Origin of the sequence: Roseiflexus sp. RS-1, assembly GCF_000016665.1 — a bacterium.
Lineage (GTDB): Bacteria > Chloroflexota > Chloroflexia > Chloroflexales > Roseiflexaceae > Roseiflexus.
Map to the genome: position 1 here is coordinate 2,789,464 of NC_009523.1, position 22,757 is coordinate 2,812,220.

At 59.6% G+C, this 22,757-nt stretch carries 16 protein-coding genes, 1 tRNA gene and 3 rRNA genes; 13 read left to right on the forward strand and 7 right to left on the reverse strand.

Translation table 11 applies throughout. The features are described 5' to 3' along the window. Positions 1 to 160 precede the first annotated feature (160 nt). From coxB to ROSERS_RS11690, 5 genes are read left to right on the forward strand one after another with little or no spacing between them, the layout of a single operon-like run. Complete coding sequence (gene coxB / locus ROSERS_RS11670; protein WP_011956988.1) at positions 161 to 1,264, forward strand: cytochrome c oxidase subunit II; 1,104 nt, start codon at positions 161 to 163, stop codon at positions 1,262 to 1,264. Positions 1,265 to 1,282: 18 nt separating this feature from the next. Then, entirely contained in the window at positions 1,283 to 3,208 is a 1,926-nt protein-coding gene (gene ctaD / locus ROSERS_RS11675; protein ID WP_011956989.1) for a cytochrome c oxidase subunit I, read from the forward strand. A 24-nt stretch (positions 3,209 to 3,232) separates the two neighbouring features. Further along, positions 3,233 to 3,841: a cytochrome c oxidase subunit 3 gene (locus ROSERS_RS11680; protein WP_011956990.1), complete on the forward strand. Its 609-nt coding sequence runs from the start codon at positions 3,233 to 3,235 to the stop codon at positions 3,839 to 3,841. 15 nt (positions 3,842 to 3,856) lie between these two features. Beyond that, a complete protein-coding gene (locus ROSERS_RS11685) occupies positions 3,857 to 4,186 on the forward strand; it encodes a cytochrome C oxidase subunit IV family protein (RefSeq protein WP_011956991.1) in 330 nt (109 codons plus the stop codon). 12 nt (positions 4,187 to 4,198) lie between these two features. Further along, a complete protein-coding gene (locus ROSERS_RS11690) occupies positions 4,199 to 4,996 on the forward strand; it encodes a cytochrome c oxidase assembly protein (RefSeq protein ID WP_011956992.1) in 798 nt (265 codons plus the stop codon). Between the two features lie 44 nt (positions 4,997 to 5,040). Here ROSERS_RS11690 and ROSERS_RS11695 read toward each other — a convergent pair whose 3' ends face one another. After that, complete coding sequence (locus ROSERS_RS11695) at positions 5,041 to 5,376, reverse strand: cupin domain-containing protein (protein ID WP_011956993.1); 336 nt, start codon at positions 5,374 to 5,376, stop codon at positions 5,041 to 5,043. A 148-nt stretch (positions 5,377 to 5,524) separates the two neighbouring features. Here ROSERS_RS11695 and ROSERS_RS11700 point away from each other — a divergent pair, with 148 nt between their 5' ends. After that, the gene (locus tag ROSERS_RS11700) at positions 5,525 to 6,106 is read left to right on the forward strand and encodes a DUF4126 domain-containing protein (protein ID WP_011956994.1); all 582 of its coding nucleotides are present in this window, start codon (positions 5,525 to 5,527) and stop codon (positions 6,104 to 6,106) included. Between the two features lie 91 nt (positions 6,107 to 6,197). On the opposite strand, the gene ROSERS_RS11705 is transcribed toward ROSERS_RS11700, so the two are convergent. The 5 genes from ROSERS_RS11705 to ROSERS_RS11725 form a co-directional block, all read right to left on the reverse strand. Continuing rightward, positions 6,198 to 8,057, reverse strand: a complete 1,860-nt coding sequence (locus ROSERS_RS11705; protein WP_011956995.1) for an ABC transporter ATP-binding protein — start codon at positions 8,055 to 8,057, stop codon at positions 6,198 to 6,200. A gap of 205 nt (positions 8,058 to 8,262) precedes the next feature. Next, on the reverse strand, positions 8,263 to 8,994 hold the full coding sequence (locus ROSERS_RS11710) for a tyrosine-protein phosphatase (protein WP_011956996.1): 732 nt from the start codon (positions 8,992 to 8,994) through the stop codon (positions 8,263 to 8,265). Further along, positions 8,991 to 10,853 (reverse strand): ABC transporter ATP-binding protein, encoded by a 1,863-nt coding sequence (locus ROSERS_RS11715; protein ID WP_041333551.1) that lies wholly within the window; start codon positions 10,851 to 10,853, stop codon positions 8,991 to 8,993. The genes ROSERS_RS11710 and ROSERS_RS11715 overlap by 4 nt, the downstream gene beginning before the upstream one ends. A gap of 109 nt (positions 10,854 to 10,962) precedes the next feature. Further along, the gene (locus tag ROSERS_RS11720; protein ID WP_157041057.1) at positions 10,963 to 12,258 is read right to left on the reverse strand and encodes a M16 family metallopeptidase; all 1,296 of its coding nucleotides are present in this window, start codon (positions 12,256 to 12,258) and stop codon (positions 10,963 to 10,965) included. 21 nt (positions 12,259 to 12,279) lie between these two features. Beyond that, a complete protein-coding gene (locus ROSERS_RS11725) occupies positions 12,280 to 13,554 on the reverse strand; it encodes a M16 family metallopeptidase (protein WP_011956999.1) in 1,275 nt (424 codons plus the stop codon). A gap of 513 nt (positions 13,555 to 14,067) precedes the next feature. Here ROSERS_RS11725 and ROSERS_RS11730 point away from each other — a divergent pair. From ROSERS_RS11730 to ROSERS_RS11760, 7 genes are all read left to right on the forward strand, one after another. Continuing rightward, positions 14,068 to 15,545 (forward strand): 16S ribosomal RNA (locus tag ROSERS_RS11730). Positions 15,546 to 15,718: 173 nt separating this feature from the next. Beyond that, positions 15,719 to 18,652 (forward strand): 23S ribosomal RNA (locus ROSERS_RS11735). Between the two features lie 66 nt (positions 18,653 to 18,718). Further along, positions 18,719 to 18,834 (forward strand): 5S ribosomal RNA (gene rrf, locus ROSERS_RS11740). Together the 16S, 23S and 5S rRNA genes with 1 tRNA gene alongside form the textbook arrangement of a ribosomal RNA operon. Before the next feature lie 5 nt (positions 18,835 to 18,839). Beyond that, a tRNA-Met gene (locus tag ROSERS_RS11745) sits at positions 18,840 to 18,914 on the forward strand. 189 nt (positions 18,915 to 19,103) lie between these two features. Continuing rightward, positions 19,104 to 19,418, forward strand: coding sequence for a nucleotidyltransferase family protein (locus tag ROSERS_RS24165; RefSeq protein WP_049767510.1), 315 nt, complete (start codon positions 19,104 to 19,106; stop codon positions 19,416 to 19,418). Then, positions 19,411 to 19,884 (forward strand): hypothetical protein, encoded by a 474-nt coding sequence (locus ROSERS_RS11755; RefSeq protein WP_011957000.1) that lies wholly within the window; start codon positions 19,411 to 19,413, stop codon positions 19,882 to 19,884. The genes ROSERS_RS24165 and ROSERS_RS11755 overlap by 8 nt, the downstream gene beginning before the upstream one ends. A gap of 49 nt (positions 19,885 to 19,933) precedes the next feature. Beyond that, positions 19,934 to 20,983: a methyltransferase domain-containing protein gene (locus ROSERS_RS11760; protein WP_011957001.1), complete on the forward strand. Its 1,050-nt coding sequence runs from the start codon at positions 19,934 to 19,936 to the stop codon at positions 20,981 to 20,983. Here ROSERS_RS11760 and ROSERS_RS11765 read toward each other — a convergent pair. Next, entirely contained in the window at positions 20,970 to 22,679 is a 1,710-nt protein-coding gene (locus ROSERS_RS11765; protein WP_232282830.1) for a proline--tRNA ligase, read from the reverse strand. The two genes, ROSERS_RS11760 and ROSERS_RS11765, sit on opposite strands and share 14 nt — an antisense overlap. Positions 22,680 to 22,757 lie beyond the last annotated feature (78 nt).

Genomic DNA, 22,757 nt, shown 5'->3' on the forward strand with positions numbered 1-22,757 from the left:
AACTTTCGGGTATAATAGCCATCGAAACATCGTGCAACTTTTCACGTATTATCCGGGCAGGCACGAAACAACAATCAGATTGCATTGCGTCGGGCAGCGTGACGATACCATCGTTTCAGCGCCTGTATGCCGGGCGCAGTCCCCTGGAGAGGAACCTTCTATGCGGATACTTCCTCGCACATTATTGAGAGCCGCGATCCTGATCGCACTCCTGGTCGTTCTCACCGCGTGCAGCGCCGGTCCGGGCGACACCTACGATCCCTACGGCGACAATGCACGTCGCATTTATGAACTGCTCATCCCGATCTGGTGGATGGCGCTCGGCGTGTTTGTCGTCGTCGAGGGGTTGCTCATCTACGCCATCTGGCGTTTCCGTCGCCGCCCCGGCAGCACGGCGATGCCGGCGCAGGTTCATGGGAACACGCAGGTCGAAATTCTGTGGACGATTGCCCCTGCCATCATTGTGCTGGTGATTGCGGTGTTGACGTTCCGCACGCAGGCTGCGAATGCGGTGATGCCTGAAGATGCGCTGCGGATCAAGGCCATCGGGCATCAGTGGTGGTTCGAGTTCCAGTATCCCGACCTCGGCGCTGAAGGCAAGCCGCTGGTGACAGCCTCCGATATGTATATTCCGGTTGGGCGCCCGGTGACAGTGGTGCTGGAGTCGCAGGATGTCATCCATAATTTCTGGGTGCCGAAACTTGCCGGGAAAACGTACATGATCCCTGGCAAGACGAATTTCCTGACGTTTACCGCCGACCAACCTGGTATTTATCGCGCCGTCTGCGCCGAATTTTGCGGCGAGGCGCACGCCTTGATGCGTTTCCGCGTCATTGCTGTCGATGAAGCCGAATTCGCGCGCTGGATCGATCAGAAGAAGTCGCCGCCCGCCGCTCCTGCCGGAACACTGACGGTCAACGGTCTGACCGGTGATGCGGCGCGTGGTCAGGCGATCTTCCTCGATGCGCGAAAACAGTGCATCGCCTGTCATGCGGTTGAGGGTACGAATGCACGTGGCTTGATAGGACCGAACCTGACCTACTACGGCAGTCGCCAGACGATTGCTGCTGGTATTCTTCCCTACTCGCCGGAAAACCTTGCGCGCTGGCTGCGTGAGGCGCCAAAGTTGAAACCCGGCAACTTGATGAGCCGCGCGTTAACACCACAGTGGATCAAAGCCAATCTGAGCGATCAGGAGATCGCCGATCTGGTAGCGTATCTCGATAGTATGAAGGTGTCGGTCGCACTGCCGCCAGAACGCTAGATTCGGAGGTTTCGATCTATGGCTATCGCCGAACGTACCGCTGGAACCGTCAGTATACCCGTCGTCAATGTGCGCCCCGGTTGGGCGGGGTGGCTCAGTACGACCGATCATAAGCGCATTGGGATCATGTATCTGGTTAGCGCGTTCGTCTTTTTCCTGATCGGGGGGATCGAGGCGCTGCTCATGCGCATTCAACTCGGTGTGCCGGATAACACGTTCCTGACGCCCGATGTCTATAATCAGATGTTCACCATGCACGGCACAACGATGATCTTCCTCGGTCTGATGCCGCTGAACGTCGGGCTGGGCAACTATATGGTGCCGCTGATGATCGGCGCGCGCGATATGGCATTTCCGCGTCTCAACGCGCTCAGTATCTGGCTGTTCATCTTCGGCGGCTTGATGCTGTACGTCAGTTTCTTTGTCGGGGGCGCGCCGAATGTCGGCTGGTTCGCCTATGCGCCCCTGACGCAGAAACAGTTTGCACCGACTGCTGGTGTCGATTACTGGATCGTCGGTATTGGTCTGACCGGCGTGGCATCGATTGCGGGTGCGTTGAACTTTATCGTCACCATCCTCAATATGCGCGCGCCCGGTATGACCCTCAACCGGATGCCGCTGTTCGTCTGGATGCAGCTGGTGGTTGCGTTCATTCTGATCTTCGCCTTCCCCGTGTTGACGGTGGCGACCATCCAGTTGCTGTTCGACCGGCACTTCGGTACGCGCTTCTTCCTGCCGAACCTGGGTGGTGATGCGGTGCTCTGGCAGCACCTCTTCTGGTTCTTCGGTCACCCCGAAGTCTACATTCTCATCCTGCCAACGATGGGCATCATTTCGGAAGTGTTGCCGACCTTTTCACGCAAGCCGATCTTCGGGTATGCGTTTGTGGCATACTCTGGGGTGGCAATTGGCTTCCTCGGCTTTCTGGTCTGGGCGCACCATATGTTCGCCGTGGGTCTCGGTCCGCTGGCGAATGCGTTCTTCGGCGCCGCCAGCTTTCTGATCGCAGTCCCGACCGGCGTGAAGATCTTCAACTGGCTGGCGACGATGTGGCAGGGTTCGCTGAACCTGACCACGTCGATGCTCTATGCCATCGGCTTTATCAGTATGTTCATTATCGGCGGTATCAGTGGCGTTACCCTGGCTTCGCCACCGATCAATGTGCAGCAGACCGACTCCTACTACGTTGTCGCCCATATGCACTATGTGCTGTTTGGCGGTGCGATCCAGGGCATTTTCGCGGGAATCTTTTACTGGTTCCCGAAGATGACCGGGCGGATGCTGGACGAACGACTCGGCAAATGGCAGTTCTGGCTTATGCTGATCAGTTTCAACCTGACCTTCTTCCCCATGCACCTGAGCGGCAATGCTGGTATGCCGCGACGTATCTATACCTACGAAGCGGACATGGGGTGGAATCTCTGGAACCTGATTTCCACAACCGGCTCACTGCTACTGGCGGTCGCTTTCCTGCTGTTCCTCTGGAATGTGGTAACGAGTATACGGCGCGGTCCCATTGCGCCTGCCGATCCGTGGGATGGCGCGACGCTGGAGTGGGCGGTCAGTTCGCCGCCGCCGGTCTACAACTTTGCCGTAACGCCGCGCGTGCGCAGTCGTCGTCCACTGTGGGATCAGAAGTATCCCCATCTGCACGAGATCAACGGCGGGCACGGGACGTCTAGCGCACACGGTGAGTCGGAGAGGCGTGATGGATTTGAGCATGAAACGTCTCCCGCCATAGAACCGATCCATCTGCCTTCGCCAACCTATGCGCCGCTCATTGTGTCGGTCGGTATTATGATCCTGGGCTTCGGCATCATATATCTGAGTGACTTTGGTCTCATCGCAGCGTCAGCGATGATCGTCGGTTTGCTGATCATGGCGTTCGGCATTCTCAGTTGGGTGCGCATCTCGCATGTGGACTCGCCGCACCATGCGCACTAGAGAAGAAGCGTGAGGGAACTGCTTATGAGTGAATTGACGACCAGAACACACGGGGCAGTCGCGCACCATACATCACTCGGCGTGGATAACCGGAAGTTGGGGGTTTGGGCGTTCATCGGATCCGAGACGCTGTTCTTTGCAACCCTGATCACCACCTACTTCGTGTTTGCACCGGTCAATCGCGCGCGCCCCGATTTCCAGGATCCGCGTGAGTTTCTCGATATCGAGTTGACGACGGTGCTGGCGAGTATTCTGCTGGCATCCAGCCTGACGATGGTGCTGGCGCTGTCGGCAAGCCGGCGCGGTGATCGCCGCAGTTTCACTACATGGTTGCTGGCAACCGTCGGGCTTGGTCTGGCATTCATCGGTGGTCAGGCGTATGAGTTCAATCACCTGTACCACGAAGGATTGACGCTGAGCAGCAGTCTGTTCGGTACGACGTTCTTCGTCTTGACCGGCTTTCACGGTACGCACGTGGCGATTGGGGTTATCTGGCTGCTATCGGTCTTCTTCAAAGTGCGCGCCTATCCCGACTCGCCGGAGAATGTGATGGATGTCGAGATAGCCGGTCTCTACTGGCACTTTGTCGATCTGGTGTGGGTGGCAATCTTTGTGCTCGTCTATCTGATCTGAAGAGGAGAGAGCATCGTGGCAGGTCATAGCGAAGAACATGGTGCACATACGCACCCTTCCGACCGCTTCTACTGGATCGTCGCCGGGGTGCTGGCGGTGGTGACGGCGCTGGAGGTTGGGTTGTTTATCGTGAATGAGCAGCACCTGATCGCCAAGTGGCTCGAAGTAACGCTGCTGTTGATCCTTTCGACAATCAAGGGCGCCGCTGTGGTGATGTTCTTTATGCACCTCAAGGGCGATGCAGGGATCTTCAAGTTTGTGTTCCTTGTGCCGCTTGCGTTTGCAACCACGCTCCTGCTATCATTCATGGTGCTTTTCTCGGATCACGTCGGCATTGCAGGGTGAAGCGGGATCGGGATGTACGAGTGGAACTTCGAACCGGGTTTGATGGTCAACCTGGCGCTGATTGCGGGCGGGTACGCACTCTGCGTCACCGGTCCGCTGCGTCGCTTCTTTCCGGGGAATGAACCGCCTACGCCAGCGCAGGTGCGCCTCTTCTTCGTCGGTTGGGTGGTGTTGTTCATTGCGCTCGCTTCCCCCATCGACTCGCTGGGAAGTTATCTGCTGACGATGCATATGCTGCAGCACCTGCTGCTGGCGATGGTCGCTCCCCCGTTCCTGCTGCTGGGTCTGCCGCGCTGGGTTTTGCGTCCGCTCATGCGCATCCCCGGCGCGTACCCCGTCGGGTCGTTTCTTACCAATCCGGTCTTCGTCTTCTTCGCTTTTAATGCGGTTTTCGCGCTCTGGCACGTACCGTTCTACTACGATCTGGCACTGCGGGATGAACGCTTCCATATCCTTGAACACGTGATGTTTTTTGTCGTCGGCGTGCTCTCGTGGTGGCCCATCTGCAGTCCGATGGACGAGTTGCCGTCTGCGCATCCGTTGCTGCAAACCGCGTATCTCTTCTTCATGTCGCTGCCAACCACGATTATTGGCGCGCTGATTGCATTTGCCGAGGCGCCGCTCTATCCATACTATGCCCTGCGCCCGCGACTCTGGGGTGTCTCGCTGGGTGATGACCAGCAACTGGCGGGTCTGATCATGTGGGTGCCCGGCAGCCTGGTCTACTTTGCAGTGCTGACTGTGGTGTTTATTCGCTGGCTGAACCGTGAGGATGCCAATGAGCAGCGTTCCCTCGCGGACGCCGGGTAGGGGTTTGTGCACCGGCAACCTTCCCGCCTGTTAATTCGCCATGCTTACCCGCCTGCATCCTGCGCCAGCAAATCCTCGCGTGGCGGGCTAAATGTGTCGATTGCCTGCGATGCTTCAATTGCTTCGACCGCGTGCGGCGTATTCCCTGGTAATGCAACGGTTTCACCAGGCGCAACCTCCCGTTCTACACCGTCGATAACGAAGCGGAGTCTGCCGGAGATGAGATAGGTGATCTGCTCGTGGGGATGACGATGCTCTGGCAGACGCGCGCCCTGATCCAGTTCGACCGCAATCTGCTGCATACGTTCCGTTACGGCGATGGTTCGGCGGCGAATGCCGGGGGCAACATCAAACCACCCCGTTTCGTTCGATCTCCTCATATCACTACTCCTTCGATGATGTCATTTCTGCATGCACTCGGTGATGCTCTATGGTATCATAATACTGCTGAAATCGCGGCGTGGCGGCACTGGTCGCTGCGTGTGGCGTTGAACTGCCTGTCTGCCCGCCTGCTCAGCAGGAAGAACAATGAATGGTTTGCTCAGCATCCTGTCGGCGTTTGGTCTTTCCACTGCTGCGGGTCTCAATGCGTACATTCCCCTGTTGACTGTCGGATTGCTGGCGCGCTACACCGATCTGATCCGTCTCAACGACCCCTACGATGTTGTGGCGCACCCGGTCTTCCTGCTGGTCGTTGCGGTTCTCGCACTGCTCGACCTGATCGGCGATAAGATTCCGACAGTGGATCATGCGCTCCATCTGGCTGGTCTGGTCATCAGCCCGGCTGCCGGTGCGATTGTCTTTCTGGCGGCAAACAGTTCGACCGGCGCCGTCGATCCGGTGCTGGCAGCAGTGTGTGGCATTCTAGCCGCCGGTGCGACCCATCTGGGACGCAGCGCCGCGCGCCCGGTGGCGACCGCAACCACCGGCGGCGTTGCCAACCCAATTGTGAGCGCCGTTGAGGATGTGACATCGCTGCTGGTGTCGTTACTGGCAATTGTGGCGCCGCTTCTTGCGGCGATTGCGCTGATCCTGATCGCTTTCGTCGTTGTGCGCTTCATCCGGCGCGTCCGATCCCGGCAACCGGCGCCATCGTCGTTACGTCGGTGAAGCTGCGAGCTGAAGCGTCGTGTGAGTTGTTGCAGTTTCCTGCTGGTGATGTCTGTGCCTGGCACAGGCATTCTGTTTCTCCAGCGTGATGTCACGCACCGGGCGCCGTCTCTTCCCATGGCTTATAGTCGAGCGACTGATGGCGGAAGTAGGTGTTGTACAGTTCGGCATAGTGTCCGCCAGCGCTCAGCAACTGGTCATGGGTTCCTTCCTCGATAATGCGTCCCTGTTTCAGCACAATGATCCGGTCGGCAGTGCGCACCGTCGAAAGGCGATGTGCGATGATGATACTCGTCCGCCCCTGCATCACAATGTCCAGCCCTTCCTGCACCTGAGTCTCGGTGAATGGATCGATGCTTGCCGTTGCTTCATCGAGGATAAATATCGAAGGGTTCTGCAAGAGAACACGCGCCAGCGCCACCAGTTGCCGCTGACCGAGTGACAGACGCGCACCGCGCTCGCCCACATCCGTTTCCAGTCCGTCCGGCAGGTCTGCAACCCATTCGCCGCCGCCGATCTGGTACGCAACCGCCCGCACATCCTCGATCGTCGCATCCGGTCGTCCATAGCGAATGTTCTCGGCCACCGTGCCGGAGAACAGAAACGGCGACTGCGGCACCAGACCGATCTGGCGACGGTACTGCGCCAGGTCCAGCGTGCGAATGTCCTGTCCGTCGATGAGCAACTGTCCCGCCTGAAATTCGTAAAAGCGGGTGATCAGTTTGATCAGGCTCGATTTGCCAGCGCCGGTGTGCCCCACGATTGCCAGTTTCTGTCCGGCGGGAATGGTCAGCGAAAACCCCGCCAGCACCCACTGCGTCGACGGGTGTGATGCTGGCGAAACCGTGATCCGATCCTGTCCGGCTTCGTAGGTGAACCACACATCACGAAACTCGATCCGCCCTGCAAGATGCGTCACCGGTTCCTTCCCGGTCTGCACCACTTTCGGCTCGGCATCGATCAGCGCAAAGACCCGCTCGCTCGCCGACAGTCCCTGCTGAAACTGGCTCCAAAAGGAAGCAATGCTGGTCAACGGGAAGAAAAAGATCGCCAGACTCTGGACGAAAAGATACCATTCGCCAACCGATACCACTCCGCCGATTGCTAACCGCCCGCCAAAGTACACAATAGTCGCAATTGCGATGCCTGAGAGCAGGTTCAAGAGCGGAAAGATACTGCTGAAGACCAATCCCTGGCGCAGGCGAACCCGGAATGCCAGTTCATTCGTCTGCCGAAACTGCTGATAGATAGCCGCTTCCTGACGAAAACTCTTGGCAACGGCAATTCCGCTGACCGTCTCCTGGATCGAGGCATTCACATTCGCCAGCGCCCGCTGTGCCTGGCGCGTCGTCAGACGCGCAACGCGGCGGAAGGTCAATGCTGCGGCAATCACGATCGGACCGGCTGCCAGCGTGATCAACGCCAGTTGCCAGTTGATCGTCAACATCACCACGGCAATGATGACGACCAGCAACAGTTGACTGAGCAGGTCAATCGTCAGCGTGACCACCGTCGCAAAGTCCTGGGTGTCCGACGTAACCCGGCTGACGATGCGCCCTGAGGCATACTGATTGTAGAACGACATGTCACGTTGCAGCACGGCGCGGAACGCATCTTCACGCAGCGCCAGCACAACATCGCCGACCGCGCGTGCGGAGAAGGTGAGCCGCACAAAGTTGAAGAACCATCCCAGCGCCCCCATCAGCGCCACCACTGCGGCAAGCCCGATCAGCATTTGCGTGGCGGGGTCGCCTGCCAGCAGTTCGATACTGCGCGAGATGGTGATCGGAATGATGGTTGCAACCACCGAACCCAGGACGACCATGATCGCCACCAGTGCGACTCGTCCACTGTGAGGTCGAAAGTAGCGCCAGATGCGTCGGATCAGGTCGCGATCACTGTAGGTGCGATCATACGCCTCGGCCGCCAGGCCGTCCATGATGAAACCCATCGATTTCTCCAGAAACTGAGTATGAAGAACTGAGAACCAGGCGCCGGGTCAGTGCTGGCATCCATCGGCGACAGTTACATCTGTCCGCTTGCCAATGGCGCTGACGCCGCCAGAATGAGCCGGCGACGTTCTGCCATCCTGCCCGCCCCGAAAACAAGTCAGGGCAGGATCGCGCACCTGCCCGACACTGCCCGGTATGTCGCCATCATTCCAGCAGCAGTCGGCGCAACCCGGCGCGTTGCGCATCCGTCAACCCAATCGACGTGAGATACGCCTCGATGCCGCCATAGCGCTCGTCCAGGTACGCCATCGTTTCGATCATTGCCTCACGTGGCGCTGGCGAGAGGCGATCAAAACGTGTCACATCGTACCCCAGACGGATCAACATTGCGCGGATTTCAGCCAGCAGCGCAATGGTGAGCGCCTCGCTCAGGGCATAATCATCGGCAATCGTCTCCACCGGCACGCCGGTCGCTCTCAACGCCAGCGCGGTGATCAGTCCGGTGCGATCTTTGCCGACGAAGCAATGAACCAGCACCGGTGCATCCGCCTCTGCAATGGTTGCCAGTATCTGACGGATCGGTTCCTGGCACTCATCCAGCATCAAGCGGTACAACTCGCTGACTGAACTCGCACGCGATTCGATGCTGGTCTCACTACGTTCGGTGATCAGCGGAAGATTGGTATAGCGAACATCGTGCGCGTTGGCGAATACATTCGGATTGTGCGCCACCTCGAAGGGCAATCGCAGGTCGATAATCGTGCGCACACCATAGGCGCGCAACCGCTGCTGATCCTCAATCGTCAGATGATGCAGACTATCGGCGCGCAACAATCGCCGCCAGCGCGTGATGCGTCCGTCCACGGTCATATAGCCGCCGACATCGCGCACATTGTGCGCACCCTCCAGCGGAATGTGTCGTTGATCCAGTGTCATATCTCCTCCCGAAGCCTGTCGCGGCGCGCGACGGGAACGGTATGGCCAGCGTCGTAGCGCAGAAAAATGCGACGGTACGCTTCACTCGTCTCCAGCAGTTCATCGTGGGTCCCCTGGGCGACCAGTTCGCCATTTTTCAGTACCAGAATGCGGTCTGCCCAACGGATTTGCGAAAGACGATGCGTGATCAGCAGCGTCGTCCGTCCGGTCAGCACACGTCGCATGGCGCGCTGGATCTGATCCTCGGTCGCACTGTCGATAGCACTGGTCGAATCATCGAGGATCAGGATGCGGGGATTGGTGAGGAACGCACGCGCAATGGCGATCCGCTGACGTTGACCGCCGGAAAGGGTCATGCCACGCTCACCGATCACGGTTTCATACCCATCCGGGAACGACATAATAAAATCGTGCGCCTGCGCCTGACGCGCCGCCCATTCGATCTCCTCGCGGGTTGCGTTGCCTGCCGCGCCAAACGCGATATTCTCGGCAATGGTGCGTGAAAACAGGAAGATGTCCTGCTCAATCGTCGAAATTTGAGAACGCAGCGCGTCAAGATTCCAGTCGCGGACATCGACGCCATCGATCAGGATACGTCCTTCGGTGGCATCGTAGATCCGGTTGACCAGCCTGGTCAGGGTGGTTTTCCCTGCACCCGTCTGCCCGACAATCGCAATTGTTTCGCCGGGGCGCGCCGTAAACGTGATGTTGCGCAGCACCAGCGCGGAAGGACGGGGAGAACTGGCAGCGGCGCGCATGTTGTGCGACCCAGGCGTGGAAGCCGTTTGATACCCGAAACTGACCTGCTCGAAGCGAATCTCACCTTGAATGGGAGCGCTATACCCGCCAGCATTCTCATCGAGTTCGGTGGTTGCCGTGATGGTGGCAAGCATCCGTTCAGCGCCTGCGATCCCCAGTTGCACCAGCGAGAATGTAAAAAGCGAAATGAACGTCGGGAAGCGTAGCACTTCCAGCAGCCCCATATAGCCGATGATCTGTCCGATGGAAATGTCACCGGCGCGCCACAGCAACAGCGCATGCCCAAGAGCAAGACCGAGCATCAGACCGTAGAGCAACACCGGAAGGTACCGCGCCTGAACGCCGCCTTCACGCACAAACAGGTCGCGGTAGGAGCGCGCATTCGTCGTGAATTTTCGCTCCTCTGCCGGTTCCTGGGCATACCCTTTCACGACCTCAATGCCGCTCACCGTCTCTGCCAGCCCGGCGTTCAGTACGCCGAACTGTTGTCGCAGCGCCCCTGCGACCGGTTTGAGTTGATTGTTGTAATGTCGCAGCGCCCACACAAAACTGACCAGAAACACTGCTGGCATGAGCAATAACTGTGGATGGATGGTTGTGATCGCAATCAGCGGAACCGACAGGCTGACCAGTGACTCAATGATCAGGCTTATTCCCGGATTGATCATCGCATTGATCTGCTGCACATCGTTCGTCGCTCGCGCCATGATGTCGCCAGTGCGCTGGCGGTTATGGAAGGTCAGACTCTTCCCCAGCAAACTGACGTACAACTCCTCGCGTGTATTCCGCTCCGTCAGTTGCGCCAGCAGTTGCACCACAAAACTGTTGGCGAGATCGATCAATCCGAACGCAACGCGAACTCCCAGAATAACCAACGCCAGAGTTGTCAGTTGCTCCAGCGTCACGCCGCCAACCACCGCGTCGAATGCTGCGCCGACCAGGACCGCGCTCCAGCTCTGCAACGTCGCCATACCGATCACGGTGACAATAAAGGCTATCGGCAGCCAGGGGTAGCGCATCACATGCGACCATACCCAGCGCACCGGTGACCGGTGATCGTACCGGTAAGCGCCAGCCACCGTAAATTCTTTCCCAGACAAACGGTGTCTCCTTGTGCACACCTTCACGGTGCATTATCAGTCGAACGAAACGATGAAGAGAAGTCACAGTACGATGGACATGAATCCTGCTCAGTTCCGCCAGATTGCGTCATGACACCGACGACGACGCTGGCGGTCCTGCCGTGACAATTGCGTAGTCATCGGTAGCGAGGTACCGGCGTGCAACCTCAACGACCTGATCCCGATCAATGCTGGAAATGATAGCCGGGTAGCGTTCAATGTAGTCGAGTCCAAGCTGATAGCGTTCGATGCCAAGCAGGGTGCTTGCAATACTGTCGTTGGTTTCCAGCCCAATTGCCAGTCTGCCAGTCATAAAATCACGGGCATCGGCGAGTTCCTGTTCGGTTGGTCCTTCTGCGGCAAACTGTTTGATCTCGCGCACGATTGCATCAATTGCACGCTCGACATGCGCAGGGTTTACGCCTGCCATCGCTGTCCACGGACCCGCGCCGAGATCCGCGTCGAGGCTGCTCCCGCAGTAGTATGCAAGTCCCTGCTCTTCACGCACCCGTTCGCCGAGGCGTCCGCCAATACCGAGTTGTCCAAGGATCATATTTGCCACACTGGCGGCGTAATAATCCGGCGATCTGCGATCAAGCCCATGCACTGCCCAGATGACATCAGTCTGGCTTTTGCCATCAAGTGCAATATGAACCCGCCGTTGATCCGGCAGGGGAAGCGGATCAGGCAGCGTCACCCGTGGTGGTGCGCCAGGCGCCTGCCAGTCACCAAAGAATCGCTCGATCAGCGCCATTACCGCTGCGGGGTCAATATCGCCGACCACGGCGATAGTCGTTGCTGCCGGGTGGTACAGCGTGTGAAATTGGAGCAGATCCTCGCGGGTGAGGGTTGAGATCGTCTCGATTGTACCGCGACTGAGACGGCTATAAGGATGCGTTGGCGGGAACATGATCGACCGCAACGCACGTGAAGCGCGGACGGACGTATCCTGCTCATCTTCACGCAGCGCCATTAAGAATTGACCGCGCAACCGCTCGATCTCCTCATCGGGAAACATCGGTGCGCGAACCATATCACTCAAGATTTCGAGGATCAAGGCGACATCTTCGTTCAGCGACCGACCGGCAAAGCCGGTGGAATGCATTCCTCCGCCGGCATTGACACTGGCCCCCACCGCCTCGGTTCTTGCAACAATCTCCTGAAACGTGCGATGACCCGCGCCACGGATAAGCGCTGCACCGGTGAACGCAGATAAGCCATTCTTTTCAGGCGGCTCATTGGCAGCTCCGACGCGCACCTCGCCATACACGCTGACCGTTGGCGCTGTTGCGTTACGCTGTACCAGCGCCACCATGCCATTGGGCAGTTCATAGCGCAGTGCGGTGGCAATCGTACCGGCGCGGTTGGAAGGAAACGGATTCATAGGATCACCACAAGCGTTCATTCATATCCCCAGAGGAAGAAAGTGTCCGACCGTTCGCCGCCGTTCTGTCAGATACGTTTGCGCAACACGTCGGACATCTTCGACCCGAACGGCCGCGATCTCATCGAGCAGCGCATCGGCGCGATCATAGCGGTCAAGCACTTCCCACATTCCGATCATCAATGCCTGGTTGGTCACACTCTCTCGCGCATACGCGATCTGTGCTCGCATCTGTTTAATAACTTTCGCCATCTCGTCAGGACGGGGTCCATTCTCCTGGAGTGCAGCCACCTCAGCCAGCAGCGCCTGCTCGACCTCTTCGGCTGTATGCCCTTCCTGCACCATTGCGTGAAACTCGAACAGATGCGGATCGCGGGTAGGGCGAAACGTGCTGGAGGCATACGCGGCAAGGCGAGTCTCCACCAGTGCGCGGTACAGACGGGCGCTCCGATTCGTTTGCGCACCGCCGCTAAATGCTGGCGATTTTGCGCCAGAGAGGATCGCATCGAGCACCAGCAGCGGCGCAAAATCAGGGCTGCGACAATCGGCGGCGTGATACACAATCTGCACATACTGCGCCGGTCCCGGTCGGCGCACCACAACACGACGTTCTTCCTGCTGCTCCGGTTCACTCCAGTGGGTCGGCGGCAGAGGCGGTCCAGCCGGAAGATCACCAAAGTAGTGCTCGATACGGCTCATCAATTGATGCGCATCGAAATCGCCCACCAGCACCAGTACCGCATTGTTGGGGCGATAAAACGTCTGATAATGCGCTACGAGATGGTCGCGTTTCAATGCCAGCAGGTCATCCCGCGAACCGATCACCTCGTGGCGGTATGGATGGACCTGAAAAGCGGTTGTCATGACTGCTTCGTTAAGCCACCACTCTGGATCATTCTCGTGCCCCTCACGTTCTGCCAGGATCACCGTGCGTTCATGCTCAACCTCTTCCTCCTCGAAGAGCGCATTCACCATCCGGTCCGACTCGATACGCAGCGCAAGATCGATCCGATCGGCAGGGAGCGTCTCGAAATATGCAGTAAAGTCATGCGCGGTGAAACCATTGAACGTCCCGCCATTCCGTGCGATCAGGCGATCGAGATCGTGTCCGGGAATCTGCGGCGTGCCCTTGAACAGCATATGCTCGACCCAATGCGAGATGCCGGTTATTCCCGGCGACTCGTAGCGTGCACCGACACGATACCAGATCCAGTTTGTTGCGAGGGGAGCATTGTGTACTTCGCGCAGCAAAACCAGCATGCCATTACGGAGCGTATGCGAGAGAGTTTCAATCATCGTGCGTTCTGCGTCCTCTGTATGTGTATGCTACGTTAATGACTGGCTTCCTGATCGGGACCCGCTGGCGGAATTGCGGGTGACTTGATGCATTATAGCCGATATCCGGCGCGAACGGATGCGGGCGTAGAGCGGAGTTGCGAGGGAAAAGCGACTTGACACACTCTTAATGTCGTGCTATAGTATCGCCTGCCATGAGAAACGCCACATTGTGGCGATGCTCAAGGAAAACAGAAGAGAAAAAACCGGGCTTGACAAGTTCAAGGCTGTGTAGTATACTCTTCTGTACGGAAACGGCACGTCTCATCCAAAGGAGAGACGCACGACGTGAGCGGCTAGCGCCAAACGAGGACGCGACAGGGGAAGACAACCCGCTGTCGCCAGGCCGGTCGAACCGCAAGGCAGACCGCCTGGTTTTTTATCGCCGCGCGCCAGCCGTCGGCACCTTCACAACTGAACCGTGACATCCATCCGTGTCGGGCGCTCCGGCGGAGCGCACCCCGCTCCGCCCATCCAATGAAGAGTTTGATCCTGGCTCAGGACGAACGCTGGCGGCGTGCCTAATGCATGCAAGTCGCACGCACCCGCTTCGGCGGGTGAGTGGCGCACGGCTGAGTAACACGTGGGAACCCGCCCCCCGGTGGGGGATAACGCGACGAAAGTTGCGCTAATCCCGCATACGTCCTTCGGGGGAAAGCGCAGTGCGCGCCGGGGGAGGGGCCTGCGGCCCATCAGGTCGTTGGTGGGGTAAGGGCCTACCAAGCCGATGACGGGTAGCTGGTCTGGGAGGATGACCAGCCAGACTGGGACTGAGACACGGCCCAGACTCCTACGGGAGGCAGCAGCAAGGAATTTTCGGCAATGGGCGCAAGCCTGACCGAGCAACGCCGCGTGCGGGATGACGGCCTTCGGGTTGTAAACCGCTTTTCGGGGGGACGACCCTGACGGTACCCCCGGAATCAGCCCCGGCTAACTCTGTGCCAGCAGCCGCGGTAAGACAGAGGGGGCGAGCGTTGTCCGGAGTCACTGGGCGTAAAGCGCGCGCAGGCGGCAACCTAAGTGTCGTGTGAAAGCCCCCGGCTCAACCGGGGGAGGCCATGGCAAACTGGGTCGCTCGAGCTGCGGAGAGGCCCCTCGAATTGCCGGTGTAGCGGTGAAATGCGTAGAGATCGGCAGGAAGACCAAGGGGGAAGCCAGGGGGCTGGCCGCAGGCTGACGCTGAGGCGCGACAGCGTGGGGAGCAAACCGGATTAGATACCCGGGTAGTCCACGCCGTAAACGATGACCACTCGGCGTGTGGCGACTACTAATGTCGCGGCGCGCCCTAGCTCACGCGATAAGTGGTCCGCCTGGGAACTACGAGCGCAAGCTTAAAACTCAAAGGAATTGACGGGGGCCCGCACAAGCAGCGGAGCGTGTGGTTTAATTCGACGCAACCCGAAGAACCTTACCCAGACTGGACATGACGGTGCAGACGGCGGAAACGTCGTCGCCTGCGAGGGTCCGTCACAGGTGCTGCATGGCTGTCGTCAGCTCGTGTCGTGAGATGTTGGGTTAAGTCCCGCAACGAGCGCAACCCCTGCGGTTAGTTACCCGTGTCTAACCGGACTGCCCTTCGGGGAGGAAGGCGGGGATGACGTCAAGTCCGCATGGCCCTTACGTCTGGGGCGACACACACGCTACAATGGCGCCGACAATGCGTCGCTCCCGCGCAAGCGGATGCTAATCGCCAAACGGCGCCCCAGTGCAGATCGGGGGCTGCAACTCGCCCCCGTGAAGGCGGAGTTGCTAGTAACCGCGTATCAGCCATGGCGCGGTGAATACGTACCCGGGCCTTGTACACACCGCCCGTCACGTCATGGGAGTTGTCAATGCCTGAAGTCCGCCAGCTAACCGGTTTCCGGAGGCAGCGGCCGAGGGCAGGGGCAGCGACTGGGACGAAGTCGTAACAAGGTAGCCGTACCGGAAGGTGCGGCTGGATCACCTCCTTTCTAGGGACACAGCGGCTGAGACCGCAGCACGCGCCCGCCACGGCGCGGATGTCACGGTTCAGGGGTGAAGGCGCCCCCCCGACCCGTCGGTCGGCGGTGCACCTTGACAAGTGCAGATCAGGACACCTTTATCATAACGGATGCAGAACGCCGGGCACGTCGAGCGTTCCAGCAGGGAAGACAGAAGGAGCACACGGAGGATGCCTCGGCGCTGCGCGCCGATGAAGGACGCGGCAAGGCGGCGATATGCGTGGGGGAGCCGCGTGCAGGCTGTGATCCCACGATCTCCGAATGGGGCAACCCGTCCGTTCCGACGGACACCGCCAATGGCGGAGGGCACCGGGGGAACTGAAACATCTCAGTACCCCGAGGAAGAGAAAGCATCCCCGTAGTAGTGGCGAGCGAACCGGGGGCAGCCTAAACCACGACCGTGGCAAGGAGGCAGCCGTTGCGGTCGTGGGGTTGCAGGGAGAGACCCGAGGGGGCTGCCTTCCCCCTCCACGCGCGTGATGCGTCAGACGAAGCCGACTGGAAAGCGGCGCCGGAGAGCGTGACAGCCGCGTAGTCGACGGCGCGTCCGCGCGTGAGTCTCTTGCCTGAGTAGCGCCGGACACGAGCAACCCGGCGTGAAGCGGGGGCGACCACGCTCCAAGGCTAACTACGCGCAGCGACCGATAGTGGACCAGTACCGTGAGGGAACGGTGAAAAGCACCCCGGCGAGGGGAGTGAAAGAGAACCTGAAACCGTGTGCTTACACGCAGTCGGAGCCTCCTTCGGGAGGTGACGGCGTGCCTTTTGGAGTATGATCCGGCGAGTTGCCCTCTGTGGCCCGGTTAAGGCAGTCACAGCCGGAGCCAGAGCGAACGCGAGTCTGAACAGGGCGCACGGTCGCAGGGGGCAGACCCGAAACCGCTTGAGCTACCCATGGGCAGGGTGAAGCGCGCGTAACGGCGCGTGGAGGCCCGCACCGGTGTGGATTGCAAACCGCTCGGATGACCTGTGGGTAGGGGTGAAATGCCAATCGAAAGCGGAGATAGCTGGTTCTCCCCGAAATGCATTGAGGTGCAGCCTGCGGCAGGGGCGCGCGGAGGTAGAGCGCTGGTGTGGTGCGGGGGCTTCACCGCCTGCCAAACGACGCCAAACTGCGAATGCCGCGCGGTCGCCCGCAGAGTGAGACGTGCGGCGCAAACGTTGTACGTCGAGAGGGAAACAACCCAGACCTGCAGCTAAGGTCCCGAAATCGACCCTGAGTGGGAAAGGATGTGGCGGTGCGCAGACAACCAGGAGGTTGGCTTAGAAGCAGCCATCCTTGAAAGAGTGCGTAACAGCTCACTGGTCGAGTGCCGCTGCGCCGACAATCCAGCGGGGCAAAGGGTCGTACCGAAGCTCAGGACCGTCAGGGTGGTAGGGGAGCGTCGTGGACGCGGCGAAGCGGCGGCGGAAGCCAGCCGTGGAGCGTCGACGAGTGCGAATGCCGGAACGAGTAACAGAGAAGCGGGGTGCGAACCCCCGCCACCGGAAGCCTGAGGGTTCCGCCGCAAGGGTGATCCGCGGCGGGTTAGTCGGGCCTAAGGGGATGCGCAAGCAGCACCCGATGGACAACAGGTAGACAGTCCTGTACCAGGAATGGGCCGTTTGACGGATGCGGGACGCTGAGGGGTAGGCGCGGCGGTCAGACGAGGACCGTCCAAGCCGGTAGGGAGACGGCGGAGGCAAGTCCGCGCCGTCGCTGACCGAGAGGCGAGTGCGAGCGGGCGCCATCCGGCGCACCGCAAGCGCGCTGAACCCGAACAGCCGAGAAAGGCCTGCTACGGAGGACCATTCCTGCCCGTACCGCAAACCGACACAGGTAGGCTGGCTGAGGAAGCTCAGGTGGACGAGTGATCCCTGGTTAAGGAACTCGGCAAATTGACCCCGTACCTTCGGAAGAAGGGGTGCTCGGGGGGTGAACTCCGTCCGGAGGGAGCCCCGCCGAGTCGCAGCAAAGCGGCCCAGGCGACTGGTTACCAGAACCACAGGTCCGTGCTGAAGCCGAAAGGCGACGTATACGGGCTGATGCCTGCCCAGTGCCGGAAGGTTAAGGGGAGGGCTGCACGGTCTGAACCGAAGCCCCGGTGAACGGCGGCTGTAACTATAACAGTCCTAAGGTAGCGAAATTCCTTGTCGGGTAAGTTCCGACCCGCACGAAAGGCATCACGATCTGGGCAGTGTCTCGACCAGGGGCTCGGTGAAACTGCGCTGGCCGTTAGGACGCGGCCAACCCGTAGCAGGACAAAAAGACCCCGTGGAGCTTTACTACAGCTTGCCATTGTGCGCGCTCCGCGCTTGCGTAGGATAGGTGGGAGCCGGAGAACGCGCCCTTGCGGGGGCGCGGGAGGCGCCGGTGAAATACCACTCTGGCGCGGCGTGCGCCCTCACCCGTGGAGCACGGGGACCGTGGCTGGCGGGTAGTTTGTCTGGGGCGGACGCCTCCTAAAAGGTAACGGAGGCGCGCAATGGCGCCCTCAGGCGGGATGGCAATCCGCCGTGGAGTGCAAAGGCAGAAGGGCGCTTGACTGCAAGGCGGACATGCCGCGCAGAGACGAAAGTCGGCCTTAGTGATCCTACGGTACCGCGTGGAAGGGCCGTAGCATAACGGATAAAAGCTACCCCGGGGATAACAGGCTGATCGTGCCCAAGAGTTCACATCGACGGCACGGTTTGGCACCTCGATGTCGGCTCGTCGCATCCTGGGGCTGGAGTCGGTCCCAAGGGTTGGGCTGTTCGCCCATTAAAGCGGCACGCGAGCTGGGTTCAGAACGTCGTGAGACAGTTCGGTCTCTATCCGCTACGGGCGCATAGTGGCGTGCGGGGAGCTGCTCTTAGTACGAGAGGACCGGAGTGGACGGACCGCTGGTGGAGGAGTTGTGGGGCGGCCCGCAGGCTCCGTAGCCATGTCCGGAGGCAAGAACCGCTGAAAGCATCTAAGTGGGAAATGCCCCCCAAGATGACGCCACTCACGGCAGCAGGCCGGTAAGTCCCCCGGCAGACGACCGGGAAGGCGGCGCCAGCTGGAGGCCCCGTGAGGGGTAGAGGCGAGGCGTGCGCATGGACGAGGGCTTCCCTGCTGGGACGCCGGACGTGACGGCGCTGCACCCGAAGGAAAGGTGTGCTGATCCGCCCCCCTGCACCAGTGGCGTGCGTGACGCGCCGCGGACCCACCCCGCGCCATCCCGAACCGGGTCGTGAAACGCGGCAGCGCCGATGGTACTGGCGGGACGCCCGCCGGGAGAGTAGGTCCGTGCGCCGCAGCACCGCGGCGTGGAGCAGTGGCAGCTCGTCGGGCTCATAACCCGAAGGTCGGTGGTTCGAATCCACCCGCCGCTACCACATCCATCAGAGAGCACAGGTGTGTACAATGAAGTGCACACCTGTGCTTTTTTATTCGTTGCCAGAAGAGTTGACACGTGATCAAAACATTGCAATAATCCTGGCAGGCGGGACGTGGACTCTTCTGCACCTCATTCATGTGCTCGATAAGGGGGATGGAGATTTGAAGCGGGAAAGGAGGAGGCAGGCATGACAAAGCCGATCTGTGACATCCAACAAGCCTATCCGCCTGATGTAGCACACGATCTTGCACGGGCAGTCGCAATTCTTAAGGCTGGAGGTTGTCGCGAAATCTACCTGTTTGGCTCGACGGCAACCGGGGACAGGCACGCGGGATCAGATATCGATTTAGCTGTGCGTGGCTGTCCTCCACACGCCTTCTTTCAATTACTCGGACAGCTGCTTTCTGATCTTGATCATCCGGTTGATCTTGTGGATCTCGATCTGCCCGGACCTTTTGTAGAAGCCTTATTGCGCAGCGAAACACTGGTGTACCTTGGCTGAAGCCCTGACTCAAGCGATTAAGGTCGAGCTGGCACAGCTTGATCTCCTCCTGACAACCTATACAAGCCTGATTGATCGAGTGGAACAGCAATCACCCGACGTAGTAGAGTTAGCCGCGCTTGCTACCGTGCTCCATTCGTACTATAACGGAATTGAAAGTATCTTCCTGGCTGTCGCACGGCTCATCGATGGCCAGGCGCCTCAGAGAAACCGGTGGCGCCGGGAATTGTTAGCACAGGTAGCACGACCGACAACGACTCGCCCAGCGCTGCTGTCATCTTCACTTGAAACATGCCTGACTGCCTATCTGGCCTTCCGCCACTACTTCCGCCACAGTTATGCCTTCACCATTGACTGGGCACGTTTAGAACCTCTGGTGCGCGAACTGCGTCCAGTGCACGCAATGTTCCGTGAAGAGATTGAAGTCTTCCTGAATTTCCTCACCAGACGGACTGACGAGTCGTAAAGAGTATTGCTATGCTTTTTCGCTTCATCGTTGCCAGATCGGTGTTGTTATGTTTGAGGTCGAATTCGATGTGCTCGAAGGGCTGGAACCATATGCGCTCGAAGAAATCCGCGCGTGCTGCGGACGTGCGTGCTCACCGGTTGCGCTGTATCCCGGCAGAATACGGGTCCGGTTCGCTGGCGATCTGCGCGCGCTCCTCCGGCTGCGCTCGGTTGTCGCGGCGTACCTGATTGTGACCTATGATGTGCCGCGCCCCCGCGCACTGCTGGGACATCAGCATCTCACGCGCCTGCTAACGACGCTGAAGCTGGTGCGGTCGCTCACGAAACCAGAGTACTATCGCACCCTGCGCCTGAGTGCTGCGGGATCCGACTCTTCTGTCATGACCCGCCTCAAGGAAACGCTCGCAGCCCATACCGGTCTGGCGCTGGCAGACGATGAGGGCGATCTCCTCATTCGCCTGCGCCGTGCAGAGTCGAACGGCGGCTGGGAAGTACTGGTGCGATTGTCGCCACGCCCGCTGGCAACCCGCGCCTGGCGCGTGTGTAACTGGCCCGGCGCGCTCAACGCCACCCTCGCGTCGGTGATGATGCGACTGACCCGTCCCTCCGCCTCTGACCGTGTGCTGAACCTCGCCTGCGGCTCTGGAACGTTGTTGATCGAACGGTTGTTCCTCGCGCCAGCACGACTGGCAATTGGCTGTGATCCGGATCAGCGGGCGCTCCAGTGCGCCCGACGCAATCTGGAAGCGGCTGGATTTGCACCTGTGGTCCGGCTCGAACCATGGGACGCGACATCGCTGCCGCTCGAAACCAGAAGTGTCGATGTGATATGCGCCGATCTGCCGTTCGGTCAGTTGATCGGATCGCACCGCGATAATGAAGCGCTTTATCCCCGCCTGATCGCGGAAGCGGCGCGGGTGGCGGCCCCCAATGCCCGGATGTGTCTGCTCACCCACGAAGTGCGCCTGATCGAGCGGGTATTCGCCAGCTGCACCGATGTCTGGACACCGGTTGAGATCGTGAAAGTGCGCACAGGCGGTATGACGCCACGCATCTACCTGATGCGACGAACGTCCTCGCCAGTCAGACCGGCATAGTCAGCGCCCGAACCACTGCCACAATTTCGGACTGCGGCGTCTTCGCGATAACGCCGCTTGCGCGCTGTTTGACTTCTACCAGACCGTCGCTGAGAAAGCGGTCGCCGATCACAAGACGCAACGGCGCCCCGATGAGATCGGCATCGTTGAATTTGACCCCGGCAGTCTCGTCGCGATCATCGTAGAGGACGGCGATCCCGGCTGCGGTGAGTTCATCGTACAGAGCATCGGCGGCCTGACGGGTGGCATCCTGTTTGCCGAGACGCACCAGATGAACATGGAACGGCGCTATTTCTGGCGACCACACAATTCCTGATTGATCGCAGTGCTGTTCAACGGCAACGAGCAGCACACGTTCGAGAGCAATGCTGAACAGGCTCATCGTTATCGGGCGGACAACGCCCTCCCGGTCAAGAAATGTTGCGCCGGATACCTGAACGCTTCGAGCGCCGTAGCGAAGATCACGACCGATGATGAATCCGGTTGTCTGGCGCAAAGGTGCGTTGCAGCCACAACAGGGATCACCGGTGCGCGCCAGCGAAATATCGGCAATGAGGTCGGCGCTCCAATCACGTCCGTAGACGACATTGCGCAGATGATATCCATGGCGGTTTGCACCGGCGATCAACGGCGATCCGGTCGTGACCGAAGGATCGGCGATAACCACCACGCCGCCGGATGACCGTTCGCGCACCCCCACCGGCGATGCATACCCGGCAACCGCGCCGGTTGCGCTGATCTGTTCGGTCTGTGCTGGCAGAAGAGCTGAAACGCCAGCAGCGATGCGGAGTTTGGTCACATTGACGTCACGATCGCCGCGAATGACAGCGAAAATGAGACCTCGTTCGGGTGAGTCGAAGAAGACCGCTTTCGCAGTCGCCGACTCTGGTACACCGCAAAAGCGTGCGAGATCGGCAATGGTTGCGCAGTCGGGGGTAGCGAATGCTTCTGGACGGTCTGACTCGTCCGATGACGTGGTCGGCGCGAAGGCTTCACAGGCGGCAGTGCGAGCAGCTTCTCGCAGGGCGGCATAACCGCATGCGTCGCAGCGCATCAGGTCGACATCGCCATACTCAGAAAGAGCGACATACGCAAACGCTTCGTCGCCGCTGACCGGATCACGACCCGCTTCTACCGGTGCAACCTGCACATTGATACGTTCAAACAGGCGGGTGAACGCCTGGCGCACCAGTGCACTCGACTCCTGAACATCTGCGTCGCTGTGGTCGAGTGCATAGATAATTGCAGTAACACCTGCTCGCAGCCATGATGAACGGCAGTCGCCGCAGTAGGTGGGACGCACCTGATACAGCAGCACCGGCAACTGCCGGTACGACGCAATCTCGGTCGCAGCCAGACTGGCGATCCATGCCTCATCGGTTGGTAGAATGCTTAGAGAGCGTCCAAACTGATCGGTGCAGTGAAGTATCGAAGAAGCGGATGCAAGACTGGAGAACAGGGGATCCAACGGTGCACCTGATCGAAACAGCGGCAGATAGACCTCCTGCAATCCGATGCGGGTCAGTTCCTCACGAACGATCATTTCGATACGGCGCAGAGCGCGTGTGCCGACCGGCAGCAATGTCAGAGCGCCCGATGAAAGACGCACCAGACCGGCGCGCACCATCAGACGCAGGGTCGGATGGTTGATCTCGGAAGGCGACTGGCGAAGCGTGCGTCCAAAAAGCGTGGTCATGCGCATAATCGTGTCCTGATGATGCTCCAACGATGTCTGGCAGGAACACCCATCATACACTATCTTCCATCGTTTGAG